This is a genomic window from Dyella sp. 2RAB6 (assembly GCF_052115385.1).
In the GTDB taxonomy this organism is placed as follows: Bacteria; Pseudomonadota; Gammaproteobacteria; order Xanthomonadales; family Rhodanobacteraceae; genus Dyella_D.
Window position 1 is genome coordinate 89,300 of the sequence record NZ_JBFRGP010000012.1, and the last position, 16,192, is coordinate 105,491.

Sequence of the window (16,192 nt, forward strand, 5' to 3'; positions counted from 1 at the left end):
CCTGGTTATGGTGCATGGTTCCCGGTTCAGAAAACCTCCAGCCGACCGCCCTGGAAAGGCGCGCTCCCCGCATCTCCTACCGCCACGAGGCCCTGGCCGCGGTGCTGGCCGAAACCGGCACGCTGGCCGCGCTCGGCTTCGGCGCCGGCGCGCCGCGGCAGCACGATCCGCGCTATCTGGCGGTGCCGCTCGAAGGCATGGAGGCGCCGACGCCGCTGGAGGTATGGCAGGTCGACGGCGAGGTGGAACACGGTCGTGAAGGCCCGCTGTGCTGGTCCGCCGGCGCCGGCTGGCTGTTCGCCGCGCTCGACCTGGACGAGCACGCGTATGGCGGCCCGCGCGATACGGCCGAGGTGGCCTACCGGCTGCTGCGCGAGTTCCTGGCGCAACGGCCGGAGCAGCACGTGCAGCGCATCTGGAACTACCTCGGCGCGATCAACCAGGGCGAGGACGACGCCGAGCGCTACAAGCTGTTCTGCGAAGGCCGCGCGGCCGGCATGGACGAATTCTTCCGCGAGGGGTTTCCCGCCGCCACGGCGATCGGCCACCACGCCGGCGAACAGCATCTGCACGTCTATCTGCTGGCCTGCGACCAGCCCGGCCAGCGGGTCGAGAATCCGCGCCAGGTCAGCGCCTGGCGCTACCCGCGCCAGTACGGCCGCACGCCGCCGAGCTTCGCCCGCGCGATGTCCCTGCCCGGCCAGGACGTGCTGGCCATTTCCGGCACCGCCGCGGTGGTCGGCCACAGCTCCGCGCACGAGGACGACCTGGACGCGCAGCTGGCCGAAACGCTGGCCAACCTGGAAACACTGCTGGCGCAGGCCGGCATGCCCGCCGGCTTCGACACGCATTCGCCCTTGAAGGCCTATGTGCGCCACGCGGCGGACGCGCCGCGCGTGCTCGAGTTCCTCGCCGCACGCCTGCCCGGCGTGCCGGTGCTGCTGCTGCACGGCGACGTGTGCCGGCGCGAACTGCTGGTGGAGATCGACGGCTGGCGCTACGCCTGATCAGGGCCTGCCGCAGCCGCCGTGGGCGTCCTTGAACGAGGCCAGCAGGAAATCCGCCAGCGCCGCTGACGAAGCCGGCATGGCCAGCGCCAGTTCGCGATAGAACGGGTCGCCGGTCTGGTCGAGTACCATCAGTGCGCGCACCGGCGGCGATTTCGGCAGGCGATAGGCCAGGCGCGCGGTGCAGCGGTCCAGCCGCTGCAATTCGTCCGGTTTCGGCTCGAGCACGGGTTCCGGCGTGGAGGTTTTCATCAAGGCATCGAGCTGCTTGTGCGCGCCCGGAAACACACCCTGCGCCGCCTCGTAGATGCAGCCCAGGCAGGCGGGAAACAGTTCCCAGCTCATCCATCCGGCTTCGGCGCCTTCCGGCGCGACGAAGCTGAAGACGGTATTGCCGTCGACGCCTACCGCGGTGCGCAGCGGCTTCCAGCCGCGCGGTACGGCGAGCCAACCGGTGGCGCTGGCATAGAACCAGTCCAGCTTGTCGCGCAGTTCCGCGGGTGCCGTGATGGCGAGCGCGGGGAGGTTGGTGTCCTGCACCGTCTCCCACTCGCCTTCACCATCCTTGACCTCGATGCGCGTGGCGTGGACGTCAGTAAGCGGCTTGCCGCTGGCGTCGCGCGGATGCGCCGGGGCCAGGCGGTAGTCCTTGCCGGCCGCGGAGGCGTAGTGCGACGGCGGGCTGGTGAGAGAGCGGCGTGGCGCATCGCCGGCCGTGGCGGTGCCCGTGGCGGCGATCAGCAAAAGCAGCACGGCGCCGAGGCGTAGAGGGAAGTTCATGCAAGACGCTCCTTGTCTTTGGAAAAATTGGGCGAGAAGAGCGAGGCTCTGGAGTTACTCACTCCATGCAGCATTTCGCTACTGGATTCCGGCCTGCGCCGGAATCCAGTGACGACAATGCCTGATGGTCGTCATGGCACTCGGCTTTATTTCTTCTCAGGCCGCTTCCACCCATGCAACGTCGCCTGGCGCCCACGCGCCACGGTGAGCTCGCCCGGCGGCGCATCGCGCGTGATCACCGAACCCGCGCCGATCGTCGCGTTCTCGCCCACCCGTACCGGCGCGACCAGCGCGCTGTTGGAACCGATGAACGCGCCATCGTCGATGCGGGTGACGCTCTTGTTCACGCCGTCGTAGTTGCAGGTGATGGTGCCGGCGCCGATGTTGACCCGGGCGCCGATCACGGTGTCGCCGAGATAGCTCAGGTGATTGGCCTTGCTGCCCTCGCCCAGCTTCGCCTTCTTGGTCTCGACGAAGTTGCCCACGTGCACGCCGGCCGCCAGCTCGGTGCCGGGGCGCAGGCGCGCGAACGGGCCGATGGTGCAGGGGCCGCGGGTGACCACGCCTTCCAGGTCGCAATGCGGCTGCACCATGGTGCCGGCGGCGAGCCGGACGTCCTTGAGGCGGCAGAACGCACCGATGCGCACGTCCTCGCCCAGGTGCACGTCGCCTTCCAGGATCACGTCGATATCGATGTCCACGTCGCGCTCCACCGTGACGCTGCCGCGAATATCGATGCGCGCCGGATCGGCGATGCGCACGCCTTCCAGCGCCAGCGCCTTGGCCGCACGCTGGCGGTATACCGCTTCGAGCTCGGTGAGCTGCCAGGGATTGTTGGCGCCGGCCGCTTCCATCTCGTCGTCGCATTCGACGCAGAAGGCCGGACGGTTTTCCGCCGCGGCCATCGCGAAGATATCGGTGAGGTAGTACTCGCCCTGCGCGTTGTTGCGGTCGAGCTTCGCGGTCCAGCGCTTCAGCGAGGCGGCGTCCGCGGCGACGATGCCGGTGTTGATGCGGTCGATCGCGCGCTGTTCGTCGCTGGCGTCTTTTTCTTCCACGATGGCGCGCACGAAACCGTTGCCGTCCAGCAGCACGCGGCCGTAGCCCTTCGGGTCGGCCACGCGGGTGGCGAGCACGGTGAGCGCTTCGTCGGTGTCGATCAGGCGGCGCAGGGTTGCCGCCTGGGTGAGCGGCACGTCGCCGTACAGCACCAGCACGGCGGCGTTGTCGGGCACTTCGCGCAGGGCCTGGGCCACGGCGTGGCCGGTGCCCAGGCGCTCGGCCTGCAGCACCCAGCGCAGGTCCGGCTGGCCGCCGAACGCGGCGAGCACCTGGTCGCCGCCGTGGCCGTAGACCACGTGGATCTGCTGCGCGGACAACGCGCGCGCGGCGGCCAGCACGTGCGCCAGCAGCGGCCGGCCGGCCAGCGGCATCAGCACCTTGGCCTTCTTGGACTTCATGCGCTTGCCTTCGCCGGCGGCGAGGACGATGACGTGCAGCGGCAGGTTCTTCATGACGGTCCCTTGGGGCTCAGCTCAGCGAAGCAGGATAGCAGCGGCTCATTTCGCTCCATGACCGGTGGCTGACGCAGCGTCGCCGGTCGTGACGCGTGCCGCACCTCCATAGCATTCGAAGTGGAAATCGTAGGCGAGGCTGAACGGGCGCGTCCGGCTGTCGACCACGTGGCTTTCGCCGTTGGCGTCGGCGGCCCAGCGCTCGACTTTCAGCGGCAGGAAAGACCATTGGATGGCCGCGGTTTTCACGGCCTCGATATACAGGCGCCGGTCCGCATCGGCGCTGGCTGCGTCGTCCACGCGCACGTCGTCGACCTTGCCGGCGGCGCTGACCACCAGCAGTGCGCGCACTTCTTCCGGCGGCGGACAACGCGCCAGCAAGGCGGCCGGATAGACCGGCGTGACGCGACGGTCGGGCGCGGCGCCGCTGGAGACTTCGCCCAGCGCCAGCTCATAGCGCGCCGTGCCCGCGGGGACCATGACGGCATGCCAGGTCGCATCGCCCTGCGGGCGCGAGGCAGAGGCTTGCGGCGGCACGTGGCTACAGGCGGCGAGCCACGTGGCGCAGGCCAGACACACGATGCGGAAAGACTTCACCACGCGCGGCTCCCGGCGGATACACCGGCGCAACATGCCCAAACGAAAACGCCGGCACAAGGCCGGCGTTCCGCATATCCCTTTCCGCCGGCAGGCGGTACGGGATCAGTGCTTGAGGTTCTTGCGCAGGCGCTCCAGCGCCTGTAGCTGGGTCAGCGCCTGGGCCAGCTTGGCCTGCGCCTCGGCGATGTCCTCGGCGTCGGTGCGGTTGGCCAGGGCGTCCTCGGCTTCCTGCTTGGCGCGCTGGGCGGCCGCTTCGTCCAGGTCGGCGGCGCGCGCGGCCGTATCGGCCAGCACCGTCACCACCTGCGGCTGCACTTCGAGAATGCCGCCGGAAACCCAGAACTGCTGGCGTTCGCCGTTGGCCAGCACCACGTCGACGTGGCCCGGCTTGAGGCGGGTGATCAGCGGCGCGTGGCGGGGCGCGATGCCCAGCTCGCCCATTTCGCCGGTGGCGATGACCATCGTCGCCTCGCCGTGGAAGATCTCGGCTTCCGCGCTGACGATGTCGACTCGAAGGGTATGGCTCATGTCTGTCTCGCTCTGCTCGAAGGGAACGGGGAAGGACGATCAGGGAACGGTTGGCTTAGCGCCGGCCGTTCCCGTGCTCGGCTCCTGTCCTCAGGCCGCCTTCTTCGCGGCCATGTCCTCGGCCTTCTTGATGGCTTCGTCGATGCCGCCGACCATGTAGAACGCCTGCTCCGGGACGTGGTCGACTTCGCCGTCGACGATCATCTTGAAGCCGCGGATGGTTTCCTTCAGCGTCACGTACTTGCCCGGCGCGCCGGTGAACACTTCGGCCACGTGGAACGGCTGCGAGAAGAAGCGCTCGCACTTGCGTGCGCGGTAGACCAGCTGCTTGTCTTCCTCGGACAGCTCGTCCATGCCCAGGATCGCGATGATGTCCTTCAGTTCCTTGTAACGCTGCAGCGTGCCCTGCACGCGACGGGCCACGTCGTAGTGCTCGGCGCCGACCACGTTCGGGTCGAGCTGGCGGCTGGTCGAGTCCAGCGGATCCACCGCCGGGTAGATGCCCAGCGAGGCGATCTGGCGGCTCAGCGTCACGGTGGAATCGAGATGCGCGAAGGTGGTGGCCGGCGACGGGTCGGTCAGGTCGTCCGCGGGCACGTAGACGGCCTGGATCGAGGTGATCGAACCGGTCTTGGTCGAGGTGATGCGCTCCTGCAGCACGCCCATTTCCTCGGCCAGGGTGGGCTGGTAGCCCACCGCGGACGGCATGCGGCCCAGCAGCGCGGACACTTCGGTACCGGCCAGCGTGTAGCGGTAGATGTTGTCGACGAAGAACAGCACGTCGCGGCCCTTGCCGTGCTCGTCCTTCTGGTCGCGGAAGTACTCGGCCATGGTCAGGCCGGTCAGCGCGACGCGCAGGCGGTTGCCCGGCGGCTCGTTCATCTGGCCGTACACCATCGCGACCTTGGACTCGGGCAGGTTGTCGATCTTGACGACGCCCGCGTCCTGCATCTCGTGATAGAAGTCGTTGCCTTCGCGGGTGCGCTCACCCACGCCGGCGAACACCGACAGGCCCGAATGCTGGGTCGCGATGTTGTTGATCAGCTCCAGCATGTTCACCGTCTTGCCCACGCCGGCGCCGCCGAACAGGCCGACCTTGCCGCCCTTGGCGAACGGGCACACCAGGTCGATCACCTTGATGCCGGTTTCCAGCAGCTCGTTGGCCAGCGCCTGGTCGGCGTACGAGGGAGCCTCGCGGTGGATGACCCACTGGTCTTCCGCGTTGATCGGGCCGACTTCGTCGATCGGGTTGCCGAGCACGTCCATGATGCGGCCCAGGGTGGCCGCGCCGACCGGCACCTTGATGCCTTCGCCGGTGTTGCGCACGGCCAGGCCGCGCTTCAGGCCGTCCGGGGAACCCAGGGCGATGGTGCGCACCACGCCGTCGCCGAGCACCTGCTGGACTTCCAGCGTGATCTCGGTGCCGTCGATCTTCAGCGCGTCGTAAACCTGCGGCACCTGATCGCGTGCGAACTCGACGTCGATGACCGCGCCGATGATCTGAACAACTTTACCCTGGCTCATGGAAATGCTCCGGAAGGATCTTTGAATGTCTGGTTTAACCGCGCCCGTTCTGGTCGCGTGGTTTCAGTGGTTTTAGCAAAGAGTGCGGCCACGGATGGCCGCCCATTTGATCTTCGCGATCATGGATGATCGCACTCATACACTCATGATCGCACTCACACGGCCGCGGCGCCGCCGACGATCTCAGAAATTTCCTGCGTGATCGCCGCCTGGCGCGCCTTGTTGTAGACCAGCGTCAGCTCGCCGATGACCTTGCTCGCGTTGTCCGAGGCCGACTTCATCGCGACCATGCGGGCCGCGTGCTCGCTGGCCAGGTTTTCCAGCACGCCCTGGTAGACCACCGACTCGATGTAGCGGCCCAGCACGTACTCCAGCACCGTGGCGGCGTCCGGCTCGTAGATGTAGTCCCAGTCGTGCGACTGTTCGAGCTTGATGCCGGCATAGGCCGACTCGCCCTTGGCCTGGTGCGCTTCCAGCTCCGCGGCCACCAGCGGCAGCGGCAGCAGCGCGTCCATCGTCGGCTTCTGCGTCATGGTGTTGACGAAGTCGTTGTAGGCCAGGAACACGCGATCGAGCTTGCCGGCCATGTAGGCATCCAGCACCACCTTGATCACGCCCACCAGCTGCTCGAGCTTCGGCTTCTCGCCCAGGTGGGTGACGCTGCCGACCAGGTTCACGCCCTTGATGCGGCGAAAGAACTGGGTGGCCTTCTGGCCCACGGCCACCACGTCGACCTGCACGCCTTTCTCCTGCCACTCGCGGATCGCGGGCAGCAGGCGGCGGAACAGGTTGGAATTCAGGCCGCCGCACAGGCCGCGGTCGGTCGACACCACCACGTAGCCGACGCGCGCGACCTTCTCGCGCTGCACCAGGAACGGATGGCTGAAGTCGGTGCTGGCCTGGGCCACGTGCGCGATCACCTTGCGCATCTGGCGCGCATAGGGGCGCGAGGCCTTCATCAGATCCTGCGCCTTGCGGATCTTCGAGGCCGAGACCATTTCGAGCGCGCGCGTCACCTTGCGCATGTTCTGCGTGCTCTTGATCTTGGATTTGATTTCGCGTCCGCCTGCCATCTCTTTCTCGCTCGCTGTGCTCGCTCAGGTACGGGGTGCGCAAACGGCGACGCCGTTCGCGCACAACGGGGAACAGGAACGGCGCTGCCGCTCCCGCGCCCTGCTTACCAGCTACCGGTCTTCTTGTACTCGTCCAGGCCCGACTTGAAGGTGGCCTCGATGTCGTTGTTCCAGTCGCCGGTGGCGACCAGCTTCTTCATCAGCTCGGCGTGGTTCTGGTGGAAGAACGCATGCAGGCCCTTCTCGAACGGCAGCACCTTGTCGACCGCCAGGTCGTCCAGGTAGCCCTTCTCGGCGGCGTACACCGACAGCGCGAGCTCCGCGATCGACAGCGGCGCGTACTGCTTCTGCTTCATCAGCTCGGTGACGCGCTGGCCGCGGTCGAGCTGGGCGCGGGTGGCCGGGTCCAGGTCCGAGGCGAACTGCGCGAACGCAGCCAGCTCGCGGAACTGCGCCAGGGCCAGCTTCACGCCGCCGGACAGCTTTTTGACGATCTTGGTCTGCGCCGAACCACCCACGCGCGACACCGAAATACCGGCGTTCACGGCCGGGCGGATGCCGGCGTTGAACAGGTCGGTCTCGAGGAAGATCTGACCGTCGGTGATCGAAATCACGTTGGTCGGCACGAAGGCGGACACGTCGCCGGCCTGGGTCTCGATGATCGGCAGCGCGGTCAGCGAGCCGGTCTTGCCCTTCACTTCGCCGTTGGTGAACTTCTCGACGTACTCCTCCGACACGCGCGCGGCACGCTCGAGCAGACGCGAGTGGAGATAGAACACGTCGCCCGGATAGGCTTCGCGGCCCGGCGGACGCTTCAGCAGCAGCGAGATCTGGCGGTAGGCCACGGCCTGCTTGGACAGATCGTCATAGATGATCAGCGCGTCTTCGCCGCGGTCGCGGAAGTACTCGCCCATGGCGCAGCCGGCGTACGGCGCGATGTACTGCAGCGCGGCCGACTCGGAAGCGGAAGCGACCACCACGATGGTGTTGGCCAGCGCGCCGTTCTCTTCGAGCTTGCGCACCACGTTGGCGATCGACGAGCGCTTCTGGCCGATGGCGACGTAGATGCACTTAATGCCGGAATCTTTCTGGTTGATGATCGCGTCGATGGCCAGCGCGGTCTTGCCGGTCTGGCGGTCGCCGATGATCAGCTCGCGCTGGCCGCGGCCGATCGGGATCATCGAGTCGACCGACTTGTAGCCGGTCTGCACCGGCTGGTCGACCGACTTGCGCCAGATCACGCCCGGCGCGACCTTCTCGATCGCCGAGCTGAGCTTGGCGTTGAGCGGGCCCTTGCCGTCGATCGGCGCGCCCAGCGAGTCGACCACGCGGCCGAGCAGCTCCGGGCCGACCGGCACTTCGAGAATGCGGCCGGTGGTCTTGGCGGTGTCGCCTTCGCGCAGGTGCTGGTATTCGCCGAGCACCACCGCGCCGACCGAGTCGCGCTCGAGGTTCAGCGCGAGGGCGAATGCATTGCCCGGCAGCTCGATCATTTCGCCCTGCATCACGTCGGCCAGGCCGTGGATGCGCACGATGCCGTCGGACACGCTGATGATCGTGCCCTCGTTGCGGGCTTCCGCGCCGAGCTTGAACTGCTCGATGCGGGTCTTGATCAGCTCGCTGATCTCGGACGGGTTCAAGGTGGTGCTGGACATGGTGGTCATCCTGGGATTTTTTTGAATTCGCTTGTCGAGGTCCGGTCCGCCCCGCGCTGATGCGGGCTGACCGGGCCGGCCCTGCGCGTACTCAGGCCGTCAGCGCACCGGAAAGGCGCGCCAGGCGGCCGCGTACGGAGCCGTCGATCACTTCGCTGCCGGTATCGATCACCACGCCGCCGAGCAGCGAGGCGTCGACCTGGGTTTCCAGTTCGATGTCGCGCTTGAAGCGGCGCTTGAGCGAAGCCTTCAACTGCTCGGCCTGCGCGGCATCCAGCGCCATCGCGCTGGTCACCTTGACCAGCAGCTGCGACTCGGCCTCGCGCTTGTACTGCTCGAACAGCTCGGCCACTTCCGGCAGCAGCGCCATGCGGCGATGCTCGGCCAGTTCGGCCAGGAAGCTGGCGAACGGCGCCTGCGCGTCCATGCCCTGCGGCAGGTGCAGCGCAGCCAGCTGTGCGGGCAGCACGCGCGGGTCGTTGCCGAGCGCGGCCACGCGCGCGTCCTTCGCCACCTCGGCGGCGAAGGTCAGCGCCTGCGACCACGCGGGCAGCGCACCGGCCGCGCGCGCCAGCTCGAAAGCGGCGCGGGCGTACGGGCGAGCGAGAGTGATTGCCTGGGCCATGGCTTAGATCTCGGCAACGAGCTGGTCGAGCAAGGCTTTGTGGGCCGAGGCGTCGACTTCGCGCTGCACGATCTTCTCCGCGCCCTGCACGGCCAGACGGCCGACCCAGCTGCGCAGTTCCTCACGGGCGCGCTGCTGCATGCTGGCGATCTCTTCGCCGGCCTGGGCCTTCAGGCGCCCGGTCTCGGCAACGGCATCCTGGCGGGCCTTGTCCACGATCTGGTTGGCCTGCTGCTGGGCGCGCTCGATGATCTCGGCGGCCTGCTGACGGGCCTGCTTGATCTCAGTGGCGACCTTGGCGTCGGCGTCCTTCAGCTCGGTGCGCGCCTTCTCGGCGGCGGCCAGGCCTTCGGCAACCTTCTTCTGACGCTCTTCGATCGCGGCATTGAGCTGCGGCCAGATGAACTTGGTGGTGAACCAGACCAGGATGGCGAACGACACCATCTGGCCCAGGAAAGTCAGATTGATATTCATGAGCTTTCCAACAACTCCGTAACGCGTGGGACCGGCAATTCGCTGCGGCCGGTCGGCCGCAGCGATGTATCGCGCTGGCTACTGAGGCTTAGTGGCCGAAGTTGGCGATGACCTGGGCGGTCAGCGGGTTCGAGAACGCAAACAGCAGCGCCACGGCCAGGCCGATGATGAACGCCGCGTCGATCAGGCCGGCGAGCAGGAACATGCGGCCCTGCAGCAGCGGCACCAGCTCCGGCTGGCGTGCGGCGGACTCGAGGAACTTCGAACCCATGATGGCGATACCCAGGCAAGCGCCCAGCGCGCCCAGGCCGATGATGATGCCGACGGCGATCGCGGTCAGGCCCTGCACATGGGAAATGAGTTCGGCGAGGTTCATGGTGTTCTCCTGTGAATCTTTCTAAAGGTGTGGTTAGAGCGAAACGGAATTGAAAAGCGGAACCGGATGGAACTTAAGGATCAATGATGCTCACGAGCCGTCGCGATGTAGACGATCGTCAGCATCATGAAAATGAACGCCTGCAGCAGGATGATCAGGATGTGGAAGATCCCCCAGGCAGTGTTGAACAGCACGCCCGGCAGGAAGCTGATCCAGCCCGCGAACAGGCCCGCGATCAGCATGAACACCAGCTCGCCGCCGTACATGTTGCCGAAGAGTCGCATCGCGAGCGACACCGGCTTAGACAGGTATTCGATGATGTTGAGCGCCAGGTTGAACGGCACCAGGATCGCGACCACCACCGGGTTGTGCGCATGGAACGGCGCGGTGACCAGTTCCTTGCCGAAGCCCAGCGTGCCCTTGGCCTTCATGCCATGGCCCAGCACGATGAAGAACACGCACAGGGCCAGGCCCACGGTGGTGTTGATGTCGGCGGTGGGCACCCAGCGGAAGAAGGTCCCGTGCATGGCCTCGGTGCCGGCGGCCGTCTTGACGGCGAAGCCCGGCGCATCCAGCGGCAGCAGGTCCATCGCGTTGAGGAAGGTCACCCACATGAAGATCGACAGCGCCAGCGGAGTCACCGTGCGGCGGTCGCCGTGGAAGGTGTCCTTCACCTGGGTGTCGACGAATTCGACGATCAGCTCGACGAAGGCCTGTCCCTTGGACGGCACGCCGGAGGTGGCCTTGCGGGCCTTGAGCCAGAACCACAGGCAGAACAGCGCGCCGAGCACGAAGGCCACCACGATCGAGTCGAGGTGCAGCTTCATGAAGGGACCATCACCCAGGCTCACCACGTTGTGGTGCAGGTGGTGCTGGATGTATTCGGTTAAACCGCCCTGAGGCTCGCTTGCCATGTCTCAGCCCTTGAATCGGAACGCCAGCAGATTTATTGCGTACGCAGCCACCAGCCCCGTGATAGCGGCCAGTGGCGGCAGTTTGTATTGACCCAGGATCACGATCAGCCCTCCAGCGATCGCGATCCATTTCAGAACCATGCCTGAAACCATCCGGCCCATGGTCATGCCGCCCCCGCCCAGTCCTGCGAAGGTACGCGACGCCAGCAGCGCGGTACCCAGCGCCACCAGTGTGGCGCCCGCAGCGCCCGCGATTGCATCGCGGTAACCCTGCGTCAGGAAAGCGAGGCCCACGATCGCCGCCGTGGCGAGCTGCAGCATCACGATGCGCAGCGCGAGACGACGTCCGGAGGCAAGACTGTTGAGCACGTGAGGTCCCCGCGCGGCTTCGCACTAGGCGGCACCGATCCAGCTGCGGGCCACGGTCCAATCTTAAAAAGTATATCAGCGCGGCATTTAGACGGACAAGCCGCGTTCCTGCGATATGCCGCACTTTCCTGTCCGATCGCCTACTTTGCCGGCCGCCGCGTGTGCAAAGCGTCCAGGCCGCGGGCAACAAAAAAGGCCGGACTGGTAGCCAGTCCGGCCTTTAGGGACGTCGCCGAGGGAGGGAGCGACGTTGAAGCGATTACTTCGCGGCGGCGGCAGCCTTCTTCACCGCGGCGACCGGGGCGGACACGGCGTCGTTCGCGGCCTGCTGCTGTTCCTGGGCCAGGGCGTTCAGCGACTCGGCGGTCTTCTGCGTCACGGCGATGATTTCCTGGGTCACGGCGACAGCGCGCTCAGCGTTCTCGCGGCTCAGCACGGTGCCCTTTTCCCACAGGGTGCGCAGGCCTTCGACGTCGCGGGTTTCCAGCGCGCCGGCGATGTACTCGGACGTCACCTGGGACTGCTTCTCGAGCGCCTGGATCTGCAGCTCGGCAATCTTTTCCAGAGCCTTGAAGGCCACCGACTGGGCCTTGAAGGCGTTGTCGGTCAGCTGCTTGGCGTAGGCGAAAACCTGGGCATTCAGTTGCTGGGTCATGGCTTTGCTCCCTCGACGGGAATGGGGGTAGTGGGACAAAGCCTAACAAGTGATTTTGTGCAGCGCAATATATTTTTTGTGAAGACGCGTCAATTCGACAAAAAATATTTTCAGAACAATCAACTATGACAAATCCATGAAATGCCGCGACGCGTCAAAAGCTGCCGCGGCTGCAACTGGCGCCCGAGGTGCAGGTCTCGTGCACCACCACCTTGTCCAGCCCCGGCAGGCGCGGCTGCAGGCGGCTGAAGATCCAGCGCGCGAGATTCTCGCTGGTGGGGTTGTCCAGGCCTTCGATGTCGTTGAGGTAGTGATGGTCCAGCTGCTCGTACAGCGGCGCGAAGGCGGCCTTGACGTCGGCGAAGTCCATCACCCAGCCGAGCTGGGGGTCCGGCTCGCCCTCGACATGGATTTCCACGCGGAAGGAATGGCCGTGCAGGCGCGCGCACTTGTGGCCCGGCGGCACGTTGGGCAGGCGGTGGGCGGCTTCGAGATGAAAGAGCTTGAAGATATGCATCGCAGCATTCTAGCGCCGGCCCCGCGACAGCGCTCCGCGGAGACTGGGGAAAACCCCAGGTCCGGCGGTGCCGTGCGGGCGCGATACTGCCCCAGCCAAGGCACGAGTCCTCCGCATGCGCCTTCTCGCCACCCTGCTGCTGAGCCTGACCGCCATGACCGCCACCGCCTCCTCCACGCATACGGCATACGCCGGCAGCCCCGAACGCAAGGCCATCCTCGACATCGTCCGCGCGCCGCTGGAACAGCGCCTGCATCAACCGGTGCGCTTCGTAGTCGACCGCTTGAACGTGTCCGGCGACTGGGCCTTCCTGCATGCGCACCTGCAGGGCACGGACGGCCAGCCAGTGGACTACACCGGCACCGCCTTTGCCGAAGCCGCCAGCCACGGCGCGATGTCGCAGGTCTATGCCGCCCTGCTGCAGAGCCACGCCGGCCACTGGACGATGAAGGCCGAAGCGGTCGGCCCCACCGATCCGGCCTGGGCCGGCTGGGCGCAGCAGTACGGCGCACCCGCCGCGCTGTTCGGCGACTGAATCCAAAAGCGAAGGGCGACCCGCAGGCCGCCCTTCGCCCTCCCCCGCCTGGCCGCAGGTTCAACGATGCTCAAGGAGGCGTGAGGTACCACGCGCCGCCGTAGGGGTGGCCGTAGCCCACCTGCTGCGTGCCATTGCTGTTGGTGTTGTTCGAGCCGATCAGCTGGACGTTGCCGCCGCTGTTGCTGGCCACCAGTTCGACGTGGCCGCCGTTGTTGAGAATGCACACATCGCCCGGCCTGGCATGCGCCGCATCGACCACCTTCCAGCCACGGTCCTTGAGGATGCGGCCGATCGAGCCGGCCGCGCCCGCACCGGTGCGGCTGGAACCCGAGACCAGGTCGGTATGCCTGTCCAGCAGCCCCGCCTTCTGCAGCACCGCGGACACGAAGTTGGCGCAGCACTCGTCGGGTGACACGCCGGGATTCATCGGCAACGCGCCGCTGCGCTCCAGCTCCGACGCATTGCGCCCGAGAAACTGCCTGGCGATATCCACCGCCTTGCTGCCACTGGCGCCGGTGCTGCCGTGCACGCCGCCGGTACCTTGTGTGCCGCCCGCCCCCGGGATATGCACCACCTGCCCCGGATAGATGCGATTGGGATTGGCGATCTGCGGATTGGCATGCTCCAGCGCCGCCAGCGAAACGCCGTTGCGCGAGGCGATGCCCGACATGCTGTCGCCGGAGCGCACGGTGTAGTCATGGCTTGCCGGCGCACTGCTGGCGCTGCTGCCGCCGGGCAGATGGATCACCTGCCCCGGGTAGATCCGGTTCGGATTGGAAATCTGCGGATTCGCCGCGAGCAGCGCCGGGAGCGACACGCCGTGGCGCGCGGCGATACCCGACATGGTGTCGCCGGACTTCACCGTATAGCTGCCACCCGCAGGCGCACTGCCAGCGCTACCCGGCAGATGGATCACCTGCCCGGGATAGATATGGTTGAAATCGCGGATCTGCGGATTCGCCGCTTCCAGCGCTTTCAAGGACACGCCCTGGCGCGCCGCGATCGCCGACAGCGTGTCGCCCGATTGCACCGTGTAGTCATGCGCACCGCCTGGCGGTGCCGGCGGCGATGGAGGCGCCGGTGGATTGCCGCCGCTCGGCGCATCGCTGCCGAACAACGCTGCCTCTTTCGCGCGGCGGTTCACCAGACCCTGCAGCACATGGCCGCCGGCATGCACGTACTCGCCGAACATCGCCTGCGCACCCTTGTAGTCGCCGGCATTGAGCTTGGCCAGCAGGCCCGGATAGCCGTTCGCGCCCAGGTTGTAGGTCAGGCTGACCAGCGCGTCGAACTGGTTCTGGGTGATCGGCACGTGCACCTTGCTGCGCACCGCATCCTGCGCCCAGGCCAGGTCTTCCTTCAGGTATTGCTCGGCCTGCGCGCGGGTGATGGTCTGCCCCGGCTGCACGCCCTTGGTGTGGCCGTAGCCGATGGTCCACGGCGCGCCGCCGGTGCCGGGATCGGGATACGCCGTGGCGCTGTAGCCCTCGAAGCCCTCGATCATCTGCACGCCGTTCTGGCTGATGCTGAAACCCGAAGCCGCGCCGCTCTTGCCCGCCGCCGGCTGCGCGCCGCCGGTGGCTGCGGGTGCCGCCGGTGTGGCGCCGCCATCGCTGGCGCCCGCGGGGAGATGGATGCGGTCGCCGGGATAGATCCGGTTGGGGTTGGCGATCTGCGGATTGGCCGCCTCCAGCGCCGCCAGCGACAGGCCGAAACGTTGCGCGATCGCCGACAGCGAGTCGCCGTGCTGCACGGAGTAAGTTTTCGACGCATCCTCGCTCGCGGCGAAAGCCTGCGAGGAGCGCACGGCGCTGACTGCGGTCATGGGTGGCCTCTTCAGTTCGAAAGGAATGCGGCCCGCGAATTGCAGCACCGTGACAACGGACTCTCCCATTGGGACTTTCCCGAGCTAGGTGCATCCCTAGATAGCCGTCCAAACCACCTAGGGAAAACCCCAGCTAGGGAGCGCCCTACTGACTGCCGCTCGATGCGCACGGCTATCGTCGGGCGCATCACCATGGGAGGTGGAGCGATGTACCTGGAACTGCAGTCCCAACGCAGCAGCGCGGCGCTGCCGGTAGATCGCTACAACGCTTCGACCCAAGCCGAAGCCAACAGCGCCGCGCACCCCAATGCGCACGTCTCGCAGCCGCAGCTGGCCTTCAATCCGCAACTGGCGAGCCTCACCCGCTCGATGTTCGGCGCCTCGTCCACCGCCGCCGCGCCGAACTTCGACGCGCAGGTGCGCGGCACCGATCCCAAGGCGATCGATCTGCAACTGGCGCGCATCGCCCAGGATGTCTACGACCCGCACAGCCAGGGCGTCGAGGGCTGGACCCGCCTTACCGGCGACCAGCTCACCCAGGCCGGCATCGATCCGGCCTCGCTGGAAGACCCGAGTACGGGCTTGCGCGCCGCCATCTACCAGGACAAGAACGGCGACCACGTACTGGCCTTCGCCGGCTCCAACGACATCAAGGACTGGCTCAACAACGCCGAGCAGGGCCTGGGCATCTCCGCCGCGCAGTACAACCAGGCGGTGGCACTGGCCACCGAAGCCAAGGCCGCGTTCGGCGACAGCCTGGCCATCACCGGCCACTCGCTGGGCGGCGGCCTCGCCTCCATCGCCTCGCTGGCGACCGACTCGGCCGGCGTCACCTTCAACGCGGCAGGGCTCAACGACGAAACGATCCGCCGGCTGATCCCCGAAGGCGATCCCGCCGCCTTGAAGCAGCAGGCCGAGGACGGCCTGATCCGCCGCTATGCGGTGAACGGCGAGATCCTCACCACCGTGCAGGAACACTCGCCGCTGCCCGATGCGGTCGGCCACAAGATCGCGCTGAACGATCCCGATCCCGTCGCCAAGCCGGACATCCACTGGTATGACTGGCTCGACGGCAAGGCCGAGGTGCTGGAAGCGAAGTACGCCGTCGACGTGGCCAAGCACTCCGTCGACCTGCACGACGACGATGCGGTGCTCGCGGCGCTGCAGAAAGACCATCCCTGGCAGCCTTGAGCCGCCTCAGCATGAAACCGTGACGCC

General features: G+C 66.9%; 18 protein-coding genes. 3 read left to right on the forward strand and 15 right to left on the reverse strand.

Features of this window, described 5'->3' with window-relative positions; genetic code table 11:
* The first annotated feature begins 14 nt into the window (after positions 1-14).
* A complete protein-coding gene (locus AB4083_RS16560) occupies positions 15-1,007 on the forward strand; it encodes a chorismate transformation enzyme, FkbO/Hyg5 family (protein WP_441609184.1) in 993 nt (330 codons plus the stop codon).
* On the opposite strand, the gene AB4083_RS16565 is transcribed toward AB4083_RS16560, so the two are convergent.
* The 14 genes from AB4083_RS16565 to queD all read right to left on the reverse strand — a co-directional run bounded on the left by AB4083_RS16565 (position 1,008) and on the right by queD (position 12,611).
* Positions 1,008-1,787: a DUF4850 domain-containing protein gene (locus AB4083_RS16565; protein WP_441609185.1), complete on the reverse strand. Its 780-nt coding sequence runs from the start codon at positions 1,785-1,787 to the stop codon at positions 1,008-1,010. It abuts the gene before it with no gap.
* 146 nt (positions 1,788-1,933) lie between these two features.
* Positions 1,934-3,301, reverse strand: a complete 1,368-nt coding sequence (gene glmU, locus AB4083_RS16570) for a bifunctional UDP-N-acetylglucosamine diphosphorylase/glucosamine-1-phosphate N-acetyltransferase GlmU (protein WP_441609186.1) — start codon at positions 3,299-3,301, stop codon at positions 1,934-1,936.
* 45 nt (positions 3,302-3,346) lie between these two features.
* Entirely contained in the window at positions 3,347-3,901 is a 555-nt protein-coding gene (locus tag AB4083_RS16575; protein ID WP_441609187.1) for a hypothetical protein, read from the reverse strand.
* Between the two features lie 102 nt (positions 3,902-4,003).
* Positions 4,004-4,429: a F0F1 ATP synthase subunit epsilon gene (locus AB4083_RS16580; protein WP_026635371.1), complete on the reverse strand. Its 426-nt coding sequence runs from the start codon at positions 4,427-4,429 to the stop codon at positions 4,004-4,006.
* Positions 4,430-4,519: 90 nt separating this feature from the next.
* Positions 4,520-5,953: a F0F1 ATP synthase subunit beta gene (gene atpD, locus AB4083_RS16585; protein ID WP_441609188.1), complete on the reverse strand. Its 1,434-nt coding sequence runs from the start codon at positions 5,951-5,953 to the stop codon at positions 4,520-4,522.
* 155 nt (positions 5,954-6,108) lie between these two features.
* Positions 6,109-7,026 carry a F0F1 ATP synthase subunit gamma gene (atpG, locus tag AB4083_RS16590; protein ID WP_441609189.1) on the reverse strand — a complete coding sequence of 306 codons (918 nt, stop codon included), beginning with the start codon at positions 7,024-7,026 and terminating at the stop codon, positions 6,109-6,111.
* A gap of 104 nt (positions 7,027-7,130) precedes the next feature.
* Positions 7,131-8,681, reverse strand: a complete 1,551-nt coding sequence (gene atpA, locus AB4083_RS16595) for a F0F1 ATP synthase subunit alpha (RefSeq protein ID WP_441609190.1) — start codon at positions 8,679-8,681, stop codon at positions 7,131-7,133.
* Positions 8,682-8,772: 91 nt separating this feature from the next.
* Positions 8,773-9,306, reverse strand: coding sequence for a F0F1 ATP synthase subunit delta (locus AB4083_RS16600; protein ID WP_441609191.1), 534 nt, complete (start codon positions 9,304-9,306; stop codon positions 8,773-8,775).
* A 3-nt stretch (positions 9,307-9,309) separates the two neighbouring features.
* Entirely contained in the window at positions 9,310-9,780 is a 471-nt protein-coding gene (locus AB4083_RS16605; protein ID WP_441609192.1) for a F0F1 ATP synthase subunit B, read from the reverse strand.
* Between the two features lie 88 nt (positions 9,781-9,868).
* Complete coding sequence (gene atpE / locus AB4083_RS16610) at positions 9,869-10,156, reverse strand: F0F1 ATP synthase subunit C (protein ID WP_102301691.1); 288 nt, start codon at positions 10,154-10,156, stop codon at positions 9,869-9,871.
* 80 nt (positions 10,157-10,236) lie between these two features.
* Positions 10,237-11,070: a F0F1 ATP synthase subunit A gene (atpB, locus tag AB4083_RS16615; RefSeq protein ID WP_441609193.1), complete on the reverse strand. Its 834-nt coding sequence runs from the start codon at positions 11,068-11,070 to the stop codon at positions 10,237-10,239.
* A 3-nt stretch (positions 11,071-11,073) separates the two neighbouring features.
* Entirely contained in the window at positions 11,074-11,439 is a 366-nt protein-coding gene (locus AB4083_RS16620; RefSeq protein ID WP_441609194.1) for a hypothetical protein, read from the reverse strand.
* A gap of 259 nt (positions 11,440-11,698) precedes the next feature.
* A complete protein-coding gene (locus tag AB4083_RS16625; RefSeq protein ID WP_441609195.1) occupies positions 11,699-12,094 on the reverse strand; it encodes a phasin family protein in 396 nt (131 codons plus the stop codon).
* Positions 12,095-12,248: 154 nt separating this feature from the next.
* Positions 12,249-12,611, reverse strand: coding sequence for a 6-carboxytetrahydropterin synthase QueD (queD, locus tag AB4083_RS16630; RefSeq protein WP_441609196.1), 363 nt, complete (start codon positions 12,609-12,611; stop codon positions 12,249-12,251).
* 115 nt (positions 12,612-12,726) lie between these two features.
* Here queD and AB4083_RS16635 point away from each other — a divergent pair, with 115 nt between their 5' ends.
* On the forward strand, positions 12,727-13,146 hold the full coding sequence (locus AB4083_RS16635; RefSeq protein ID WP_441609197.1) for a hypothetical protein: 420 nt from the start codon (positions 12,727-12,729) through the stop codon (positions 13,144-13,146).
* A 70-nt stretch (positions 13,147-13,216) separates the two neighbouring features.
* Here AB4083_RS16635 and AB4083_RS16640 read toward each other — a convergent pair whose 3' ends face one another.
* Positions 13,217-14,974, reverse strand: coding sequence for a LysM peptidoglycan-binding domain-containing protein (locus tag AB4083_RS16640; RefSeq protein ID WP_441609198.1), 1,758 nt, complete (start codon positions 14,972-14,974; stop codon positions 13,217-13,219).
* Positions 14,975-15,136: 162 nt separating this feature from the next.
* On the opposite strand from AB4083_RS16640, the gene AB4083_RS16645 reads away from it, so the two are divergent.
* Positions 15,137-16,165, forward strand: a complete 1,029-nt coding sequence (locus AB4083_RS16645; RefSeq protein ID WP_441609199.1) for a hypothetical protein — start codon at positions 15,137-15,139, stop codon at positions 16,163-16,165.
* The last annotated feature ends 27 nt before the right edge of the window (positions 16,166-16,192 follow it).

Excerpts from the sequence above, each read along its gene's own strand:
- AB4083_RS16560 (WP_441609184.1), top strand. The coding sequence starts at position 15 with ATGGTTCCCGGTTCAGAAAACCTCCAGCCGACCGCCCTGGAAAGGCGC.
- AB4083_RS16565 (WP_441609185.1), bottom strand. The coding sequence starts at position 1,787 with ATGAACTTCCCTCTACGCCTCGGCGCCGTGCTGCTTTTGCTGATCGCC.
- glmU (WP_441609186.1), bottom strand. The coding sequence starts at position 3,301 with ATGAAGAACCTGCCGCTGCACGTCATCGTCCTCGCCGCCGGCGAAGGC.
- AB4083_RS16580 (WP_026635371.1), bottom strand. The coding sequence starts at position 4,429 with ATGAGCCATACCCTTCGAGTCGACATCGTCAGCGCGGAAGCCGAGATC.
- atpD (WP_441609188.1), bottom strand. The coding sequence starts at position 5,953 with ATGAGCCAGGGTAAAGTTGTTCAGATCATCGGCGCGGTCATCGACGTC.
- atpG (WP_441609189.1), bottom strand. The coding sequence starts at position 7,026 with ATGGCAGGCGGACGCGAAATCAAATCCAAGATCAAGAGCACGCAGAAC.
- atpA (WP_441609190.1), bottom strand. The coding sequence starts at position 8,681 with ATGTCCAGCACCACCTTGAACCCGTCCGAGATCAGCGAGCTGATCAAG.
- AB4083_RS16600 (WP_441609191.1), bottom strand. The coding sequence starts at position 9,306 with ATGGCCCAGGCAATCACTCTCGCTCGCCCGTACGCCCGCGCCGCTTTC.
- AB4083_RS16605 (WP_441609192.1), bottom strand. The coding sequence starts at position 9,780 with ATGAATATCAATCTGACTTTCCTGGGCCAGATGGTGTCGTTCGCCATC.
- atpE (WP_102301691.1), bottom strand. The coding sequence starts at position 10,156 with ATGAACCTCGCCGAACTCATTTCCCATGTGCAGGGCCTGACCGCGATC.
- atpB (WP_441609193.1), bottom strand. The coding sequence starts at position 11,070 with ATGGCAAGCGAGCCTCAGGGCGGTTTAACCGAATACATCCAGCACCAC.
- AB4083_RS16625 (WP_441609195.1), bottom strand. The coding sequence starts at position 12,094 with ATGACCCAGCAACTGAATGCCCAGGTTTTCGCCTACGCCAAGCAGCTG.
- queD (WP_441609196.1), bottom strand. The coding sequence starts at position 12,611 with ATGCATATCTTCAAGCTCTTTCATCTCGAAGCCGCCCACCGCCTGCCC.
- AB4083_RS16635 (WP_441609197.1), top strand. The coding sequence starts at position 12,727 with ATGCGCCTTCTCGCCACCCTGCTGCTGAGCCTGACCGCCATGACCGCC.
- AB4083_RS16640 (WP_441609198.1), bottom strand. The coding sequence starts at position 14,974 with ATGACCGCAGTCAGCGCCGTGCGCTCCTCGCAGGCTTTCGCCGCGAGC.
- AB4083_RS16645 (WP_441609199.1), top strand. The coding sequence starts at position 15,137 with ATGCGCACGGCTATCGTCGGGCGCATCACCATGGGAGGTGGAGCGATG.